The sequence below is a fragment of the Tateyamaria sp. ANG-S1 genome (assembly GCF_000814025.1).
Taxonomy (GTDB): domain Bacteria; phylum Pseudomonadota; class Alphaproteobacteria; order Rhodobacterales; family Rhodobacteraceae; genus Tateyamaria.
This window is the reverse complement of the sequence record NZ_JWLL01000005.1, coordinates 423,004-440,718: the sequence shown is the minus strand read 5'-3', so window position 1 is coordinate 440,718 and position 17,715 is coordinate 423,004. Positions and strand designations below refer to the sequence as shown.

Sequence of the window (17,715 nt, the reverse complement as noted above, 5' to 3'; positions counted from 1 at the left end):
CTATCATGCGCCAGGTTCATTCATTTGCGGCGGGCGCCTGGGTGCCGCCGGGGGCCGGGGCGCGGTCGATTGCAAGCGCCATCACCGGTGACGTCATTGCCGAGGCCGGGAATGACGCGCTGGATGTGCAAGCGATGCGCGCCTATGCCCGCGATGTTGGCGGCCCTACCCTGCGCGCGATGACATTTCATGAACGGGCCAAGATGCTCAAGGCGCTGGCCCTGCATCTGCGGGAGCATCGGCAGGTGCTTTATGACCTCAGCTTTGACACGGGGGCCACGCAGTCCGACCACCTGATCGACATTGATGGTGGGATCGGCACCATGCTGGTGTTTGCGTCGAAAGGTCGGCGCGAGATGCCGGATGCGCAGGTGTATCTGGATGGCCCGCCCGAGCAGTTGGGGCGTGGCGGTCAGTTTTTTGGCCAGCACATCTGTACCCCGCTGCAAGGCGCTGCGCTGCATATCAACGCCTTCAACTTCCCGGTCTGGGGGATGCTGGAAAAGGTGGCTCCCACACTGCTGGCCGGTGTGCCCGCGATTGTGAAGCCTGCGACAGCGACGTCCTATGTCACCGAAGCCTGCGTGCGCCTGATGATTGACAGCGGGTATCTGCCCGAAGGCGCGTTGCAGCTTGTGTCTGGCGGCGTTGGCGATCTACTGGATCATCTGGATTGCCAGGATGTGGTGACATTCACAGGGTCCGCCGACACGGCGCGCAAGCTGCGGAGCAACGCGAACTTGCTGGATAACGCGGTGCGCTTTACTGCGGAACAGGACAGTCTGAACGCGAGCGTTCTCGGGCCGGATGCCAAACCTGGAAGCGCTGAGTTCGATCTGTTCGTGAAGGAAGTGCAGCGGGAGATGACGGCGAAGGCCGGGCAGAAATGCACGGCCATTCGGCGGATCATGGTGCCAGAGGCGCAAGTGGATGCAGTGGTGGCAGCAATCCGCGCGCGGCTTGAGAACGTGACCATTGGCGATCCGCGTGATGAGGCCACGAAAATGGGTGCATTGGTCTCTAACACGCAGAAAAACGATGTTTTGGAAAAGGCTGCACAGATCGGATCAGAGGCGGAACGAGTATTTGGTAACCCGGACGATTTTGCCATGGCGGGCAGCAAGGGTGCCTTTCTACCGCCGATGCTGTTTCACTGTGCCGATCCGGACGCGGCGCAAGCGGTGCATGATGTCGAAGCCTTTGGCCCAGTTTCGACAATCATGCCATACCGCGATTTGGGCCACGCTGCGGAATTGCTGAACCGGGGCAAGGGATCGCTGGTCGCATCCGTCATCACCCACGACCCAGATGTGGCGCGTGAGATCACGATGGCCTCTGCCGCGTTCCACGGGCGGCTTTATTTCAACAACCGCGACAGCATGGCGGAGGCGACAGGGCATGGTGCGCCCTTGCCGCACATGGTGCATGGCGGACCGGGCCGCGCGGGCGGTGGTGAGGAACTGGGCGGTATTCGCGCAGTCAAACACTATATGCAGCGCACGGCCATTCAGGGCAATCCCGACATCCTGACGGCCATCGGGCAGCGTTGGGTGCCAGGCGGGACAGAGGCATCTGACAAACCTCACCCCTTCACCCGGCGCTTTGACGATCTGGCTTTGGGCGACACATTCAACAGCCCATCGCGCATGGTGACATTGGACGACATCGAGACGTTTGCTCATTTCACCGGCGATACATTCTATGCTCATATGGACGATGCGGCAGCCAAGGCGAACCCGTTTTTCCCGGGTCGCGTGGCGCATGGCTATCTGTTGCTCAGTTTTGCCGCCGGTCTGTTCGTGCAGCCCGATCCGGGGCCGGTACTGGCGAACACGGGCCTCGACAACCTGCGCTTCATGAAGCCGGTGGAAGCAGGCGACAGCATAAAGGTACGCCTGACGGTCAAGGCAAAGACGCCGCGGAACGATGACTACGGCGAAGTGCGTTGGCACGTGACATTGACCAACCAAGATGATGATGTGGTGGCAGAGTATGAACTGCTGACCATGAATGCCTACTGACGCTTATTCCCAAGCCCTTCAAAGCCTGAGCGACCTTGGCCCGTTACGGGTTTGGTCCTTGTTAGTGACTGTTTTTGGCGATCTGGCGCCGGATCAGCCGCTGAATGGGCCGACGCTTTCGGCCATCATGGGCGAGATCGGGATCAAGCCCGAGGCGTCGCGCGTGGCCCTGCACCGCCTGCGCAGCGACGGGTGGGTGAGTTCGGCGAAACAGGGGCGCAATAGCCTGCACAGTCTGACCGCCAAGGGACGGTCGGACAGTGATGCGGCACGCGGGCGCATCTATGGTGGCGGTCAGGCGACCGAGGCTGTGGCCATTCTGATGCAGGGCAACACAGAGCTTGATCCAACCAGGTTTGCACAGATCGCATCCCGCCTGTTTCTATGCAGTTCAACCGAACCGCTGCCGTCAGACGCCATGCGCCTCACGCCAGACAGCCTGCCCCCTTGGCTGGGATCACAGATCGAGACGGAGGGGATGCGCGACGCCTACAAGTCGCTGCACGCCGTTCTGACCGACATCTCGGAAGAACTGGATCAGGACATGACGCCCGTTCAAACCGCAGCGTTGCGGGTGCTGATCGTGCACGCCTGGCGGCGGCTGACCCTGAAACACCCGGACTTGCCACGGACAGCCCATTCGCCCGATTGGCGGGGCCATGACTGCCGGGCGCTGGTGCAAACCTTGCTGGAGCGGTATCCGCGCCCCGCACTGGATGCGATAAAACCCGCCTAAAGCGCGCTTTCCCAAGGGCGAAACGCGCGTTATAGCGGGCGCATGACGAACCATTTGCATATTTCCGACCTGCCCGATGACCTTGATTTGGGACCGGTCGTCGCCATCGACTGCGAAACCATGGGCCTGAACCCGCACCGCGACAGGCTGTGTGTGGTGCAGCTATCGGGCGGTGACGGCAACGCACACATCGTGCAGATCAAGCTGGGACAGACCGAGGCACCGAACCTGTGCCGCTTGCTCGAAGACCCGAACGTACTCAAGCTCTTTCACTTCGGTCGCTTCGACATTGCGGCGATGTTGAACGCCTTTGGCGCGGTCACAGCACCCGTCTATTGCACCAAGATCGCGAGCCGCCTGATCCGCACATACACTGACCGGCATGGGTTGAAGAACCTGCTTCAGGAAATGCTGGGCATCGACATCTCGAAGCAGCAGCAATCCAGCGACTGGGGTGCCGACACACTGACCGATGCGCAGTTGGAATATGCGGCATCGGACGTTCTGTACCTGCACAAACTGCGCGAGGCGCTCAACGAGCGGTTAGAGCGCGAGGGACGGATGGAGATCGCGCAGGCATGTTTCGACTTCCTGCCCATGCGCGCGCGTCTGGACCTGGCGGGCTGGCCCGACACGGACATCTTCGCCCACTCATGAGCGGCAAGACCCCTTTCATCGACACCGCACGGCGGGTGATCCGGACGGAAGCAGACGCGCTTGGCATCCTGGCTGACGGTCTGGATGAAACCTTTCGCGCGGCCATCGACGTTCTGCTGAACGCGACAGGCCGGGTGATCGTGACGGGGATCGGAAAGTCAGGGCATATTGCGCGCAAGATTGCCGCGACGCTGGCCAGCACGGGCACGCCCGCACAATTTGTGCATCCGGCCGAGGCGAGCCATGGCGATCTGGGCATGGTGACGCGGGCTGATGTGGTACTGGCAATCTCGAACTCCGGCGAAGCACCCGAACTGGCGAACATGATCGCCTTTTCCCGGCGGTTCGACATTCCGCTGATCGGCATTACCAAGGCACCGAAAAGCGCGTTGGGCGTCGCGTGCGATGTCGTCCTGCAATTGCCCGATCTGGGTGAAGCGTGCGGCACAGGCGTTGTGCCCACAACATCGACCACGCTGACACTCGCGCTGGGGGATGCGCTCGCCGTAGCACTGATGGAGCATCGGGAATTTACCGCCGAGCATTTCCGCGACTTCCACCCCGGTGGCAAGTTGGGCGCCCAATTGACGCGCGTATCCGACCTGATGCACGGCGGCACCTCCATGCCGCTGGTTGGTGAGGACACGACCATGGCCGACGCACTGCTTGAGATCAGCGAAAAGGGCTTTGGCGTTGTTGGGGTCACAAACGGCGTGGGCAGCCTCGTTGGCATCATCACCGACGGTGACCTGCGACGTCATATGAGCGACCGGTTGCTGGGCTTGAAGGCCCGCGACGTGATGACCATTTCTCCTAGAACAATAGGCCCGGACATTCTGGCGCAAGAAGCGGTCAGTATCATGAACGGGCGCGCCGGTGAGCGGTCGGTGACGTGCCTGTTCGTGGCGGAAGAGGACAATGGCAGCACGCCGCTGGGCCTCATTCACATCCACGACTGTTTGCGCGTGGGGCTGGGTTAAGGACATGGCATGGACAGGTATTCAAAGCTCGTCGCCTGGCTCAAGGTGCTGCTGCCGCTAGCGGCGCTTGCCCTGCTGTCCACGCTGTTCCTGCTGTCGCGCAACATCGATCCGATGGCGTCGGTCCCGTTCGCAGAGACAGAGATTCAGGAACGATTGCAGGGCCAGCAAGTAACGGCGCCGTTCTTTTCCGGCACCTCCAGCAGCGGCGACCGTATCTCGGTCTCTGCCGGGACGATGGTGACTGCCGATGGTCAGAGCAACACCGCCACAGAGCTAGCCGCGCATATCGACCTCGCGGGAGGGACGCGCGTGGTTTTGTTTTCGGACAGGGGAGCCTTCGACATGATGCGCGGCGCCTCATCGCTTGAAGGCAACGTCGTGATCACCACATCGACCGGATACAAGCTAAACTCCGAAGAACTGCTGACCGACTTCGAAAACATGACCGTCATATCGCCCGGGCCAGTGAATGGAACGGGCCTGTCCGGCACGTTGGAAGCTGGCAACATGCGTCTGGAAAAGCCGGGCGGGGGCGAGAACGCCCAATTGGTTTTCACAAACGGCGTAAAGTTGATATACCGCCCGCAAGACTTGGAAGAAGAATAGACCCGTGACTTTTTTGCGTGCCATAGCCTGCCTGATCCTGATGGGTCTGATCACTCCACTTTACGCACAGGGCACCCAGGTTGCCTTTGGCGCGATCCAGCAGGATACGTCCGCCCCCGTCGAGGTGAGTGCGGACGAATTGAACGTGGATCAGGAAACGGGGGCCGCGGTGTTCACGGGCAACGTGGTCATCGGTCAGGGTGAGATGCGCCTGTCTGCACCCCGCGTGCTTGTGATCTATCGCGATAATCAGGCGGGGATCGAACGGATGGAAGCAACCGGTGGCGTCACGTTGGTATCTGGCCCGGATGCGGCCGAATCCCAACGTGCTGATTACAGCATCGACACCGGACTGATCGTGATGACCGGTGACGTACTGCTGACCCAAGGGCAAAGCGCGATTGCGTCCGAACGGATGACCGTCAACCTCGAAGACGGCACCGCACGGATGCAGGGCAGCGTCAAAACGATCCTGCAAACCGGTAGCGACTGATGGCGGCCCCTGACCTGAAAGTGGCGGAGGGCTCATCCGGTCTGCGCATTTCGCATTTGCGCAAGTCCTACCGCAAGAAGCTGGTGATCCGGGACTTTTCCATGGAGCTGAACCGGGGCGAGGTCGTGGCATTGCTGGGGCCAAACGGTTCCGGCAAAACGACAACCTTTTATGCTGTCGCAGGCCTCGTCACTGCCGAGGGTGGTTCCGTCACGCTGGACGGTGCGGATGTCACCAACCTGCCCATGTATCGCCGTGCGCAAATGGGGATCGGGTATCTGCCGCAAGAGATGAGCATCTTTCGCGGGCTGAGCGTGCAGGACAACATCCTTGCCATCCTCGACATCACTGAACCGGATCGCCACAAACGGCGCGAACGGCTCGAAGAGTTACTAAGCGAGTTTTCGATCGAACATTTGCGCCGCGCCCCCGCGCTGGCCCTGTCTGGCGGGGAACGGCGCCGGGTGGAGATTGCGCGATCACTCGCAGCGGATCCGAAATACCTGCTTTTGGACGAACCCTTTGCCGGGGTGGACCCGATTTCTGTCGGAGACATCCGGCATCTGGTTGGCGATCTGAAAAAGCGTGGGATTGGCGTGCTGATCACGGACCACAATGTGCGTGAAACGCTCGAAATCGTGGACCGCGCTTATATTCTGCACGATGGGCAGGTGTTGATGTCCGGCACACCACACGACGTGGTACAGAACGAGAATGTGCGCCGCGTCTATCTGGGCGAGAACTTCCGGATCGGGTAACCGACACAACCGCTTTTCATTGACTCCGGGTGCACTTTTGGCGTGCAATACCGGTATGGCTGTCACGCTGTCCATGATCTGCAATGTCGTCGCCCATCCGAGGCGTGTTGACATAGATCAGGGTCACGACAGGCCAAATCCGCCATTCTAGATACGTCAGCGCCGCCAATGACTTGGTGGTCAAGGACGTGCGTCGCGGACATACCAGAAGGAGCAAGAATGCAGTATCAAATCAGTGGCAAACAGATCGACATCGGCGAAGCGCTGCAAACCCATGTACGGGATGATTTGGGGGCAGTTGTGCAGAAATATGCCGAACGCCCGACCAATGCCCAAGTCGTGTTTTCCAAGTCGGCACATGAATTCGTCTGCGAGGCGACCGTGCACCTGTCTACCGGCCTGACCGCCCAGGCCAAGGCCCATGCCACTGAAATCTATGCCGCTTTTGACGGCTGTTCCGATAAAATGGAAAAGCAGTTGCGGCGCTACAAGCGGCGGCTCAAGGACCATCACAAGGAACGCGCGCAGCCGGTTGAACTCTCCGGCGCAGCCTCTTATATCCTCGCCTCTGACGATGGCGCAGGCGACTCGGAGCCTGAGACCCTGCAGCCAATGATCGTGGCCGAGATGGAAACCAAGATCCCATCCCTTTCGGTCGGTGAAGCGGTCATGCAAATGGAATTGGCGGGCGCCCCTGTGCTGGTGTTCCGAAACGAAGGGAAAGACGGGCTGAACGTGGTCTACCGTCGCGATGACGGGAACATTGGCTGGATCGACCCGTAAGGGATCGGTGCCACGGCGCACCGACAAGCGAGCAGAATGAATTTTGGGACCCTTTTGAAACCCGAGGCGGTCAAGGTCGTGACCTCCGCCTCGTCCAAGAAGCGGCTTTTTCACGAGATCGGTGATCTTGTGCAAAGCGCCTATGACGTGAATGCCGGGCAAGTGGTCGAATCCTTGATCGCACGCGAGGCATTGGGGCCCACGGGTGTGGGCAATGGCGTTGCGCTGCCCCATGCACGGCTTGATGACGTCTCGGACGTGATCGGCGCGTTTGTTCTGCTCGACAAGCCCATTGATTTCGACGCGGTTGACCGTCAGCCGGTCGACATCGCCTTTGCCTTGTTTGCGCCCGAAGAGGCGGGCGTTGAACATCTCAAGGCGCTGGCCTTGGTGTCGCGCACATTGCGCGACCCGGCCATTTGCACCAAGCTGCGCGCCAATCCCGACGCCAGCACGCTTTTTGCAATCCTGAACGAAGCGAAACCTGCGCAGGCCGCCTAGGCCGGCGCCCAGTCTTTGAAGCCGAACATCAGGTAGTCGCGAGCGTAAACGGCGCGACACATCTCTTCGATTTGTGAATCGTAAATGTCGATCAATTGATAGGGCGCGTCGGCAGCCGCAGCGCCGGGTTCGGGCACAGAGTTCAGCCCGACCGCTGCGCCCAGTTCAGCCAATTCGTCAGCCATCGTTTCAGCGCGGACCAACCGATCCGGCAGGACAAACTCGGCAAACCCCTCGATAATCTTGGCTTGGCTTGCCCAATCTGGGTCCACCCGCACAGATGTCTGGCCATTTAGATTGGCCTTGAGAAACGTCAGGAAGGCCGCGAACGCATCCCTGTGCGCAGCCTTGTCGTAGGTGGCCGCGCCCGGATCATCGGGCAGGACCATCTTGTACCGCTTGATCAGAACGGAACGGATGCCGCCGTAGCCGCCCTGGCCCGTATTCAGAATGCGGTGGCAGAACACAGCGTGGGCACGGGCCAGCGGATTGCGCAGGACACTGAAACTGCGGTGGCCCGGATGGGCACGCATCCAATCCCGCATTTCATTCTGTGACAACTTCGATGCAGGCTTAGCGCCCTCAACCCCATCTATCGCCTGCATCCAACGCAGCGCCTGATCCTCTGGCCAACCACGAACCGGAAGATACATGAGCGGGGCAGTCTGGCTGGCGAAGTAAGTGGGCACAGCCGCACCACGCCGCGGTTCGAAATTCGGTGTGCGCGTCAGATTGAACCGGTCCAGACCGGACAACGCATCGGTCATATGCCGGAAATTGCTGACCTTGTCAGACAACGCACTGGGGTTTTGCACCTTTAGGCTCTTGTCCAATGCCTCAAGCGTACTGTTCGCACCCAACCACTTGGCCAGGCCGTTCATGGCGCTCAAGCTCTGCAAATCCTCGTAGGCAAGGTAGAATGCGGTCTGGCCCGATGCCTGCAGACGGTTCAGCAAGGTCACCTGAAAATCCTGCAGCGCACCCAGATGGGCCGCGAACTCGTCTGCATCAAATGTGGCTCTGCCATCCTTGCGCGCCTTGGCATCCGTCAGCTTCCATTGGCCGGTGGCCCGCGCAATCTTCCAAGAGACATAGCTGTCAACCGGATTGCGCGTCAGCACGATCTTGGCGCATTTTGGATCGTCCATGATCTTGTCAAAGATGCGCGGATCATGGTTGTGGAAATAACGAAACCCGTTCAGATCCGGCGCTTTCTTTATCGCGCGCAACAGGGTTTTCGGATTGTCATCCCGTGCGGCCAACGTGACGCCCAGAATGTCATCCTTGTTCGGGTAACCGATGAAAAACGGGTTGAAAGCCTCTCCGTGACACGAGATGCCGTCAAAGGCGTTCAGGTTCGTCTCAAGAAAATTGGACCCTGTGCGCATCTCTGCGAACACAACGAAATAGTCGAAATTGGCCATAGAGAATTAACGCACCAAGTAAGGTTTGCGTGGCGGAGCCTCGGCCACCTTGGGGCCGAGTGCCACGGGAAAATCACCCATCAAATACGGGTGCATGCCCTGGTTTTTCAGGTTTTGCAGGAACTGACCAAAACCCGTCAGGTTTGCGAGCTTCGGCACCTCGGACAAGCGACGGGCGTGGGTCAGGCCAATCTCGTCCAATATGCCCTGCAAGGGCTCCATCGGTGCCTCGACAAATTCGGCCATGGTCCAGATGCGAATGCGCGCCTTGGCATAGGGCGACCGCAACACGTCAAGGTGATCGCTTTCGATCTTTTGCAGGCGCGCTGCCTCTTTCCGGATGTCCATGAAGTTCAGGTTCGACCGAAAAAGAGGAACCGACCAGGCGCCCGAGATAACTGAGATTTGCGCGTTCGGGTCCTTGGCGATCTTCCAATTGACGGCCTGATTGTCATCGGGGCCAAATTGGAAGCATTGCCGTTCGCCGCGCGTGTTCCAGATCAGGTTGGTCAGAAAGGCATTGGCGTTGTAATCGCGCGTTTTGGGGCTGTTGCTGAGGGCACCGTTCAGCGTCGTCTCACCATCCGCAAACTCGACGCGCTTGGGATGGAACAGATGACCATGCACCCGCGCGCCCGTTGCCTTGGCCAACCATGGCTCGAAATTCTCAAAGATTTCGGTAAAGCCCTGAAAGACCGAATAAGGCGCCGCCGTTACCCCGTTTTCCCAGTCTTCGTTCGGAAAACGGCTTTGCATGTAAAGCCCGGGCCGACCGCGCGTACGGCGCTCAACAGCCTTGGCAAAGATGCGGTCAATCTTGCCCGGGTTGGGCTCGGTCCGCTTCATCGCGCCTGCCGGATCAGTCAGGAATGCGTCATACAGACGATTGGCATGGGGCCAGATCTTGCGCGCGACAAAACAGTCGGACCGGCGCAAAAGCTGCAGGTGATCATCATAAAAAATGTGAGGCTTGCCCTGGAAATCGAACTTGGACAGGGTCAGTGACCTGCTTTCGATCTCAATCGAATATTGCCGCGCCAGTGTCTGATAATAGCTTTCGTCCGGGATCCACACCTGCTTGAAATAGGCATCGTATTCCTGACGGTCGGGGCCTTGAAGGATCGCCGAAAGGGTTTGGCGCGTCAGGCACCACCATTGGCTGCCCATATGCGGCACAATGCCCGCTGGAAGCTTGCGCTTCATGCCAAACTTGCGCTGCAGGTCGACGTATTTATCAAACAGGAACCGGTTCCGCTTCCACGAGAATGGAAAGCGCAGGGTAAAACGTTCGTGGTCCAGACCACCGACGGTCCAGGGGACATCGGCCGTGGTAGCGCTTTCGATGAAATCCGTCCGGGGTCGATCGGCAAGGTAATCGACCAGTTCATCGACCGGGCGCAGCGGCAAACAGGACCCGGACGCCAGGTAGACATGACGCATATCCGGAAAGCTATCCAGCATCATCTCTGATGCGGCCTGACTGGCGGCCACGATGCCCCAGGTGCCCCATTCACAGCGGAACCGCTTTGAAAACTTGATCATTGGCACGTCAGACAGCGCCTTTGCAAAAGCCTCAAATATCGGCTTCCGCACGTTTACGTCGACATGGATGACCACCGGGCAGCCACCGGTGGCCCAGAACCGCGCCGCCTGTTCGGCGCGATCAAGTGCGGTATGCACCAGCATGACGATACCGACGCTCATGCCCAGTTGCCCTTGGACATCAGGCCCAGAATCTCAAGCTGGCGCCAGTTGATGTACTTTTCGGACCACTTGCACCACAGATCCGGATCATCGCGCATGGTTGCAGCATACGCCTTGTATTCAACCGAAGCCGAATAGTGTTGCTTGCGGGCCAGTTCCTCGGCCGCCTTGGCCGTGAACGTGTCGAGAAACTTGGCATGCAACAAAACGCCCGAGGCCTTTTCACCACCCCATTCGTCAAACACCTGGTTCAGACCACGGGGCAACAGCATATGGGTCGAGCTGGCATAGGCATAGCGCCGGTCCCACTTGACCAGCGGTATCTTGTTCAGCGCAGGCGCGCGGGCCGGTTCGTCGGGGAAAAAGACACGTGCCCGGGGGCCGCCCTGAATCCACAGATTTCCCAGCGCATGGTTCTTCGAAATCGTATAGTTGCCGCTGTCGAACCAGCTGGCAATCTCCATCGGGTTCTGCCCGGCAACATAGGGCTGCGCATCCAAGCGCCCTTTCGGGTACATGTCGAGCAGCATGGCCGAAAACGACTTGATCGAAGAGGCGTCCAGCCAATCGGTCAGCGCCCGCAATGGCCGCGTGTCGCAGAACGGATAGACAAGGAACTCATCCGGATCGACAACCAGCGTCCAGTGACCATGCCCGTACTTCATCTGAAGCCAGTTCAACCAGTCCACGCCAAAGCGCGAGCGTTTGTAGCTGGCCTTGGTCGACCAGACGGACACATCGGGCTGCTGAGCAAGATAATCAAGCGACCCGTCCGAACTGTCATTGTCCACGATCAGGAAATGGTTGATGCCCATGTCGCGGTAGTAGTTCAGGAAATACGGCAGCCGGATCGCTTCGTTCCGTTGGGTGGAAAAGCACAACAGGTCAGAGGGGCGGATCTGATCCGTGCGGTCTACGATACGCGACAATTCCCTGCGCTTCCGGAACGCCCGGATACGCCACCGCTTACGCTGAAGCCTCAGCCTATATGACTGCCAAGCACCCAAATTACCCCGTCCTGTGCCGGCCGAGAGGTCCGGCCTTGTCCGCGCCTATCAGGTCAACCTTAACACAGTCTTGAAGTGCGCCTCCCAACTGGGCAAATCAAACGTGTGATCCTGATACGTGCGTTGCCCTGCTTCGGTCAGTGTTTTGATTGTCCTTATCCACAGATAACGATCTGAAACGTCTGCGTAAATGGGTATGTCGCCGAGGAACTCGCCATAGACATCCAGCGTGTTCACCACCACAGGAACACCAAGAGCCGCAGCCTCGACCGCAGGAAGCCCGAACCCTTCGGCATGAGAGGGCAACAAAACGCCAGCCGCACCACTGACCAGAGCGCTTAACGCACCGTCGCTGAGCCCGGACACTTCCCTGACACGGCTTCCCTTGCCCAGCGCGTCGAGACGCGAAAAGACGGCTTCATTCTTCCACCCGCGCGACCCAGCAATGACAAGAACAGGCGCATCCGCACCCATTTCGTCCCATAGATCGAGCAGAAAGGCATGGTTTTTGCGCGGCTCAATCGTGCCCGGTGTGACAAAGTAAGGACCCTCGGGCGGCAGGTCCTTTGGCAGATCCTCGGGCTGCGGAGAGGCAATCTCTGTTCCCAGATGGGCGACAATAGATTGCGGTATGCGGTCCGGCATATGTGCTTCGGCCCGTGTCTTCGTGTCGTCGGAATTGTAGATAACCAGGTCCGCACGCGCCGCGACGCGGTCGATCATCGCCCGAAATGGTGTGACAGATCCGTCACGCTGGAAGTGGGGAAACTCCAGCGGAATAACATCGTGAACAAACACCGCGATGGAGATTTCGGCGCTTTCCATGGCACGCAGGACACGCTCAGTGACATTCGAATGACCGGTGTTCAGGTAAGCACTGCCCGCTGGGACATGCTTCCGCAACATGCGGGGCAGTGCCCAAGGTAATCCACGCGACACGGCGGCGCGGCGCGCGACCTGCCACGCCCTCGCGCACTGACCCTTGTTCGCGCGACCGGACAGGATCGGCGTCATTTCAGCAACGCCACCCGGATCCAGCAGAATGTACCCATATCTTGATCGGACGAGGCCATAGAGCGGTTCCGGCGCGTCCTGCAGTGCAAGCAGGTAAGCACGCTCAACCCGGTCCACCCCTGTCAACACACGCCCCACCCGGCGCATCAGCCGTGTCAGATCCAGCAGGCGTGCAGTAGGGGGTTTATGCGTCGTAGTGCCCAGTTTGGTGCCATCTCCAGGCGTCTTTGATCATGATGTCTAGCGTTGACCGCTTCGGCGTCCAACCCAGTTCGGCCTCGGCGCGCGTGGAACCCGACACCAGCTTGGTGCAATCGCCGGGGCGCCGTTCCCCGTCTACGTACGGCACGCTCTTGTTCGTGACAGCACGCGAATGATCAATCACTTCCCGCACGGAAAAGCCACTGCCGGTGCCCAGATTGAACACCCGACTGCCCTTGCCGTCCTGCAACCACTTCAGGCCCAGCACATGCGCGTCCACCAGATCGCACACATGCACGTAGTCACGAATGCACGTGCCGTCAGGCGTGTCATAGTCGGTACCGTAAACGGTCAGCGCATCACGCTTGCCAGCAATGGCATCAAGCATCAGGGAGACAAGATGCGTCTCAGGTTGGTGGAACTCACCCACCTCGCCCTCTGGATCGGCACCCGCCACGTTGAAATAGCGAAAAATCACATGGCGCAGCCCATGGGCCGCTTCAAAGTCGCGCAGCATATCCTCGATGGCGCGCTTTGATGCGCCATAGGCGTTGATCGGCAGTTGCGCACTGCTTTCATCCAGCACGACATTGTCCTGATCGCCATAGGTGGCGCAGGTCGAGGAGAATACGAAATCCAGACACCCCGCAGCCACGGCAGCTTCAATCAGCGTCAGCGAACCCATAACGTTGTTGCGCCAGTAGCGACCTGGGTCCTGCATGCTCTCGCCAACCTGGCTGAGCGCGGCAAAGTGCATGACTGCAACAGGACTGTATTCGGCAAAGGCGCGGTCAACGGCCGCACGGTCCAAAAGATCGCCCTGCACAAACGGCCCAAACTTTACGGCATCGCTCCAGCCGGTTTCCAGGTTGTCAAAGGTGACGGGAACAAAGCCCGCGTTCCGCAACGCCTTGCATGCGTGGGAGCCGATGTAACCGGCTCCACCAGTGACAAGCAAATGTGCCAAGCTGTCGTTCCGTTCTATTCGGCCGCCTTGTCCATTTGGACAACATCACGGATATAACCCAAAAGGTCATCCCGCAATTCTTCGCGGGCCAGGCCGAACGCAACAGTCGCTTGCAAGAAGCCCGACTTCGAACCGCAGTCGAACCGCTGACCACGGAAGCGGTAGCCATAGACCCCATCTTCGCCGCCAATCTCGCTCGCGATCGCGTCGGTCAGCTGAATTTCACCACCCGCACCCGACTTCATCTGGTTCAGGGAACGCAGCACCTTGGTCGTGAGAATGTAGCGGCCAATGACCGCCAGGTTCGAGGGTGCCTCGCCCGGAGCCGGTTTCTCAACCATGCCCTTGGCTTCGACCAGATGACCCATGTCTTCCTTGATGTCCAAGACACCATAGGACGACGCACGCTCGGGCGGCACCTCCATGGCGGCAACCACGTTGCCGCCGGTTTCGTTGTAAGCCTCGACCATTTGCTGCAGGCACGGCGTGTCTGCGGCAATCACGTCATCGGGCAGGATCACGGCAAAGGGTTCATTGCCGATCAGACGCCGCGCGCACCAGACCGCGTGGCCCAGGCCAAGCGCCTTGTGCTGACGGATATACGCGATTGCACCGCTATCCATGTTGGTGCCCTTGAGCACGTCCAGCAAGTCGTCCTTGCCCTTCTTGCGCAACTCCTGTTCCAGGGTTGGCGAATGATCAAAGTAGTCCTCAAGTGCGCCCTTGCCGCGCGATGTAACAAAGATGAATTCCTTGATGCCAGCGGCGCGGGCTTCATCAATGGCATACTGGATCAGCGGACGATCAACGAGTGTCATGATCTCTTTCGGGACGGATTTGGTCGCCGGCAAGAACCGCGTGCCCAAACCTGCCACCGGAAAGATCGCTTTGGTTACCTTTTTTCGCATAATCATCCTCTGAACTTAAAAGTTATCCGGGTTTGATCGTGTCTTACTACTAAATCACGATAAAAAAATGTCCAAAACCTGATGGGTCATCCACGACGGATAAATATTGCCTGTAGGCGCCAAGAGCATCAAAAAATCAGCCTTTGTTTGCCGATGCGGCGTGTTTCCGCCGCGACCCGCTCAGAAAATGTAAACATTCGAAACAAGGGCGCTTCTCGCACAGAGCGACCAAACACACCACCCCGTTGCTCCCAGAATCCGGCAGGGTCAAATCGGACCGTGTGATAGAGCGCCGTTGGCGAGAACAGGAACAAGGTCACGATGTCTCCGCTCTGCGCTCTCTCGGCAGCTTCGGCCCGCAACTTTTTGCGCTGCCAGCTTCGGCCCGCCAGTACGATCGATGCGCGCTGCGACGCCGGAAACGGTTTGAATGCTGACACCGGACTGTTCGAAATCTGAGCACCGCCGCGTTGCCGCATCAAACCCTGGCTGTACCCCTGATCAAGACGCGCCATGAGATAGCGCACGTCTCGCGGCAAAAGCCGTCCGGACACCATATGCTCCAGCACGCGCCTGCGCTCATGTTCCCTGAGGTGCCGCCAGTGGTCGCGGCGCTGCGCCTCTTGCAGATACTTGCGCTGAAAAACGGCCCAGCTTGACCCGATATCAAACAGATCGCGGGGCACGCGATCCTTGCGCCGCCGTGGGCTTGCAGCAAATCCATGATGCACCTCGGCCCCAGGCACCAAGGCGGTGGCATAGCCCGCCCGTTTCAAGCGCAGGTTCAGGTCCGTTTCATCAAGGTAAAAGGCAAAACCCGGATCAAACCCCTCAAGCGCGACCAACACGTCACGGCGCACGGCCATGTTCGTCCCTTCGGTCTTGATGGCGCGAGCACCCTTTGGTGTCAGAACCGTCGCCCGGTGCGGACTGACTTCCAGCGCTTCGGTTGCACCGGTTTCATCGACTGTACGGGCTTGCCACTGCCACGAGATACCGTTGCGCCCGCGCACGAAACCGCCCATCGCCGCCACGTCAGGTCGGGATACCGGGGCAATCAGCTGATGCAGCCAGCTGGGTTCAGGCACAGCGTCATCATCAATGAAAGCGACAATGTCACCGGCGGCGTGGCTGATCCCAAGATTGCGCGCCTCCGAGATATTCGGGCGGTCGAAGGGAACCAGCTTGACCTGATCTGCAAAGGGGCCCGCCTGAACGGCCTCATACCCCGGTGGATCGGCGACGACGACAATTTCAAACGCGGTGTACTGAAGTTGCGACAGTCCCGTCAGGCACCAGGTCAGCGCATCTGGCCGGTCGCGGCTGACCACCACAACACTGACCTTGGGTTGGGTCATGCCACACCCATCTCCGCCATCATCGCCTCGATCTTGGGCACATCCGCCGGGTTGTTCAGCTCCCAGAACTGCCGCCCCCGCGCCTCGACCTCGACACACAGGACCTGCCGCCCGTTCTCAAGGAACCGCAACTGCTCCAAACCTTCCAGGCTCTCAAGCGGTCCAACAGACCAGCCGGAATAGGCAGCCAGTGCATCCGGACGATAAGCATAGACCCCGACATGGTGGAACACCGGTGTGTCCGCATCGTCTGCGTAGGTTTCGTTGGTGAAGGGAATCACTTCCTTCGAAAAATACAGCGCTTGCCCCGACGCGCCGAACACCGCGGTGGTACCTCCAACACGCCCGGCTTTGCGATCCTCCAGAAACCCGCGCAGCGTGGCACCGTCACAGCGCAGCACCGGCGTTGCGATCTCGGCCTCTGGCGCAGCGTTCAGACCAGCGACAAGATCTTCGATGAACCAGGCGGGGGTCAACGGCGCATCGCCCTGCAGATTGACAACCACGTCATATCCACCGCCCAGCGCGGCATGCGCTTCGGCGCAGCGCTCAGTCCCATTCTGACAGGCTTCGGATGTCATCACGACCTCGGCGCCGAACGCTTCGGACGCCGCCTTGATCCGATCATCGTCGGTCGCAACCACGACGCGGTCGACCCCGCTCACCGCCATGGCAGCCCGCCAGCTGCGCTCGATCAGCGTTTGTGCCTGCCCGGTCGCACCGGTCAAAGGCACAAGCGGCTTGCCCGGATAGCGGGACGACGCATAGCGGGCCGGAATGACGATCAGTACGGACATCAGGCCGGTTTCAGGTCCACCGCAGGCGCATAGGCGATGAAGAACGGGTTCGCATATCCGTCCTTGCCATAAGCAAGGGGGGAGTGGTCATCGAACCGAACCACCTTGCCGCCTGCACCCTTCAACACGGCATGCCCTGCGGCGGTGTCCCATTCCATCGTACGGCCAACGCGCGGGTAAATGTCCGCTTCGCCCGTCGCCACAAGGCAGAATTTCAGGGACGATCCCGCGCTTTTCATGTCTTTGACTGCATATTTGTTGATGTAGTCATCCGTCGCCTGATCCCGGTGGGATTTGGAGGCGACAACCATCAATGCGGTATTGTCGCTGTCGGCAACGGACAGAGGCGTGACCTCACCCACGGTATCCTTGTCCAGCGCGCCAGTTTCTTCGACCGTTTGACCATCGGCCTGCGTGTAGAACATCCGCCCCTTGGCGGGCGCATAGACGACACCACGGGTCGGCGCGCCATCTTCGACCAGCGCAATGTTGACGGTGAAGTCGCCACGGCGATGCACGAACTCCTTGGTCCCATCCAGCGGATCGACAATCAGGAAGGTGGTGCCGGTCGTGTCGTGCGTGGCGGCCTGTTCTTCAGTCACCAGCATCACATCAGGAAAGGCAGCGCGCAGACCCGCCGAGATCAGCGCATCCGCCGCCTCGTCGGCTTCGGTCACAGGGCTGTCATCGGATTTGACTTTCACATCGAAATCGTCGGCGTCATAGATCTCCATGATCTTGTCGCCCGCCTCGAGTGCCAGCTTGCGTATCACCGGGATCAAATCATCATAGGTCAT

The 17,715-nt window shown here is 59.6% G+C and carries 18 protein-coding genes; 9 read left to right on the top strand and 9 right to left on the bottom strand.

The annotated features are described in order from the left end of the window. Window positions 1-5 precede the first annotated feature (5 nt). The 9 genes from paaZ (at window position 6) to RA29_RS09420 (ending at window position 7,538) form a co-directional block, all read left to right on the top strand. Window positions 6-2,021, top strand: coding sequence for a phenylacetic acid degradation bifunctional protein PaaZ (paaZ, locus tag RA29_RS09460; RefSeq protein WP_039685215.1), 2,016 nt, complete (start codon window positions 6-8; stop codon window positions 2,019-2,021). After that, the gene (locus RA29_RS09455; protein WP_039685214.1) at window positions 2,011-2,757 is read left to right on the top strand and encodes a PaaX family transcriptional regulator C-terminal domain-containing protein; all 747 of its coding nucleotides are present in this window, start codon (window positions 2,011-2,013) and stop codon (window positions 2,755-2,757) included. Before paaZ ends, RA29_RS09455 begins: the two co-directional genes overlap by 11 nt. A gap of 42 nt (window positions 2,758-2,799) precedes the next feature. Continuing rightward, window positions 2,800-3,414 (top strand): ribonuclease D, encoded by a 615-nt coding sequence (locus tag RA29_RS09450; protein ID WP_039685213.1) that lies wholly within the window; start codon window positions 2,800-2,802, stop codon window positions 3,412-3,414. Next, on the top strand, window positions 3,411-4,394 hold the full coding sequence (locus RA29_RS09445; protein ID WP_039685212.1) for a KpsF/GutQ family sugar-phosphate isomerase: 984 nt from the start codon (window positions 3,411-3,413) through the stop codon (window positions 4,392-4,394). Before RA29_RS09450 ends, RA29_RS09445 begins: the two co-directional genes overlap by 4 nt. A gap of 9 nt (window positions 4,395-4,403) precedes the next feature. Continuing rightward, window positions 4,404-5,003: a hypothetical protein gene (locus RA29_RS09440; RefSeq protein WP_039685211.1), complete on the top strand. Its 600-nt coding sequence runs from the start codon at window positions 4,404-4,406 to the stop codon at window positions 5,001-5,003. Window positions 5,004-5,043: 40 nt separating this feature from the next. After that, a complete protein-coding gene (lptA, locus tag RA29_RS09435) occupies window positions 5,044-5,496 on the top strand; it encodes a lipopolysaccharide transport periplasmic protein LptA (RefSeq protein WP_152612994.1) in 453 nt (150 codons plus the stop codon). Then, window positions 5,496-6,254: an LPS export ABC transporter ATP-binding protein gene (gene lptB / locus RA29_RS09430; RefSeq protein ID WP_039685209.1), complete on the top strand. Its 759-nt coding sequence runs from the start codon at window positions 5,496-5,498 to the stop codon at window positions 6,252-6,254. Before lptA ends, lptB begins: the two co-directional genes overlap by 1 nt. A 219-nt stretch (window positions 6,255-6,473) precedes the next feature. After that, window positions 6,474-7,037 carry a ribosome-associated translation inhibitor RaiA gene (gene raiA, locus RA29_RS09425; RefSeq protein WP_039685208.1) on the top strand — a complete coding sequence of 188 codons (564 nt, stop codon included), beginning with the start codon at window positions 6,474-6,476 and terminating at the stop codon, window positions 7,035-7,037. Window positions 7,038-7,073: 36 nt separating this feature from the next. Next, window positions 7,074-7,538 (top strand): PTS sugar transporter subunit IIA, encoded by a 465-nt coding sequence (locus tag RA29_RS09420; protein ID WP_039685207.1) that lies wholly within the window; start codon window positions 7,074-7,076, stop codon window positions 7,536-7,538. On the opposite strand, the gene RA29_RS09415 is transcribed toward RA29_RS09420, so the two are convergent. The 9 genes from RA29_RS09415 to cysQ all read right to left on the bottom strand — a co-directional run bounded on the left by RA29_RS09415 (window position 7,535) and on the right by cysQ (window position 17,715). Further along, window positions 7,535-8,962 (bottom strand): nodulation protein NodH, encoded by a 1,428-nt coding sequence (locus RA29_RS09415; RefSeq protein WP_039685206.1) that lies wholly within the window; start codon window positions 8,960-8,962, stop codon window positions 7,535-7,537. The two genes, RA29_RS09420 and RA29_RS09415, sit on opposite strands and share 4 nt — an antisense overlap. A 6-nt stretch (window positions 8,963-8,968) precedes the next feature. Continuing rightward, window positions 8,969-10,666: a beta-1,6-N-acetylglucosaminyltransferase gene (locus RA29_RS09410; RefSeq protein ID WP_039685205.1), complete on the bottom strand. Its 1,698-nt coding sequence runs from the start codon at window positions 10,664-10,666 to the stop codon at window positions 8,969-8,971. Beyond that, a complete protein-coding gene (locus RA29_RS09405) occupies window positions 10,663-11,673 on the bottom strand; it encodes a glycosyltransferase family 2 protein (RefSeq protein ID WP_039685204.1) in 1,011 nt (336 codons plus the stop codon). The genes RA29_RS09410 and RA29_RS09405 overlap by 4 nt, the downstream gene beginning before the upstream one ends. A gap of 48 nt (window positions 11,674-11,721) precedes the next feature. Then, window positions 11,722-12,816, bottom strand: coding sequence for a glycosyltransferase family 1 protein (locus RA29_RS09400; protein ID WP_241462584.1), 1,095 nt, complete (start codon window positions 12,814-12,816; stop codon window positions 11,722-11,724). A 55-nt stretch (window positions 12,817-12,871) separates the two neighbouring features. Beyond that, on the bottom strand, window positions 12,872-13,855 hold the full coding sequence (galE, locus tag RA29_RS09395) for a UDP-glucose 4-epimerase GalE (protein ID WP_039685198.1): 984 nt from the start codon (window positions 13,853-13,855) through the stop codon (window positions 12,872-12,874). Window positions 13,856-13,869: 14 nt separating this feature from the next. Beyond that, window positions 13,870-14,763 carry a UTP--glucose-1-phosphate uridylyltransferase GalU gene (gene galU, locus RA29_RS09390; protein WP_039685930.1) on the bottom strand — a complete coding sequence of 298 codons (894 nt, stop codon included), beginning with the start codon at window positions 14,761-14,763 and terminating at the stop codon, window positions 13,870-13,872. Window positions 14,764-14,891: 128 nt separating this feature from the next. Beyond that, a complete protein-coding gene (locus RA29_RS09385; protein WP_039685197.1) occupies window positions 14,892-16,121 on the bottom strand; it encodes a glycosyltransferase in 1,230 nt (409 codons plus the stop codon). Next, the gene (locus RA29_RS09380) at window positions 16,118-16,918 is read right to left on the bottom strand and encodes a manno-octulosonate cytidylyltransferase (RefSeq protein ID WP_039685195.1); all 801 of its coding nucleotides are present in this window, start codon (window positions 16,916-16,918) and stop codon (window positions 16,118-16,120) included. Before RA29_RS09380 ends, RA29_RS09385 begins: the two co-directional genes overlap by 4 nt. Beyond that, complete coding sequence (cysQ, locus tag RA29_RS09375; protein ID WP_039685928.1) at window positions 16,918-17,715, bottom strand: 3'(2'),5'-bisphosphate nucleotidase CysQ; 798 nt, start codon at window positions 17,713-17,715, stop codon at window positions 16,918-16,920. The genes RA29_RS09380 and cysQ overlap by 1 nt, the downstream gene beginning before the upstream one ends.

What these genes read in the sequence shown, in the direction of transcription:
- paaZ (WP_039685215.1), top strand. Translation starts at nt 6, where the DNA reads ATGCGCCAGGTTCATTCATTTGCGGCGGGCGCCTGGGTGCCGCCGGGG.
- RA29_RS09455 (WP_039685214.1), top strand. Translation starts at nt 2,011, where the DNA reads ATGCCTACTGACGCTTATTCCCAAGCCCTTCAAAGCCTGAGCGACCTT.
- RA29_RS09450 (WP_039685213.1), top strand. Translation starts at nt 2,800, where the DNA reads ATGACGAACCATTTGCATATTTCCGACCTGCCCGATGACCTTGATTTG.
- RA29_RS09445 (WP_039685212.1), top strand. Translation starts at nt 3,411, where the DNA reads ATGAGCGGCAAGACCCCTTTCATCGACACCGCACGGCGGGTGATCCGG.
- RA29_RS09440 (WP_039685211.1), top strand. Translation starts at nt 4,404, where the DNA reads ATGGACAGGTATTCAAAGCTCGTCGCCTGGCTCAAGGTGCTGCTGCCG.
- lptA (WP_152612994.1), top strand. Translation starts at nt 5,044, where the DNA reads ATGGGTCTGATCACTCCACTTTACGCACAGGGCACCCAGGTTGCCTTT.
- lptB (WP_039685209.1), top strand. Translation starts at nt 5,496, where the DNA reads ATGGCGGCCCCTGACCTGAAAGTGGCGGAGGGCTCATCCGGTCTGCGC.
- raiA (WP_039685208.1), top strand. Translation starts at nt 6,474, where the DNA reads ATGCAGTATCAAATCAGTGGCAAACAGATCGACATCGGCGAAGCGCTG.
- RA29_RS09420 (WP_039685207.1), top strand. Translation starts at nt 7,074, where the DNA reads ATGAATTTTGGGACCCTTTTGAAACCCGAGGCGGTCAAGGTCGTGACC.
- RA29_RS09415 (WP_039685206.1), bottom strand. Translation starts at nt 8,962, where the DNA reads ATGGCCAATTTCGACTATTTCGTTGTGTTCGCAGAGATGCGCACAGGG.
- RA29_RS09410 (WP_039685205.1), bottom strand. Translation starts at nt 10,666, where the DNA reads ATGAGCGTCGGTATCGTCATGCTGGTGCATACCGCACTTGATCGCGCC.
- galU (WP_039685930.1), bottom strand. Translation starts at nt 14,763, where the DNA reads ATGCGAAAAAAGGTAACCAAAGCGATCTTTCCGGTGGCAGGTTTGGGC.
- RA29_RS09385 (WP_039685197.1), bottom strand. Translation starts at nt 16,121, where the DNA reads ATGACCCAACCCAAGGTCAGTGTTGTGGTGGTCAGCCGCGACCGGCCA.
- RA29_RS09380 (WP_039685195.1), bottom strand. Translation starts at nt 16,918, where the DNA reads ATGTCCGTACTGATCGTCATTCCGGCCCGCTATGCGTCGTCCCGCTAT.
- cysQ (WP_039685928.1), bottom strand. Translation starts at nt 17,715, where the DNA reads ATGACCTATGATGATTTGATCCCGGTGATACGCAAGCTGGCACTCGAG.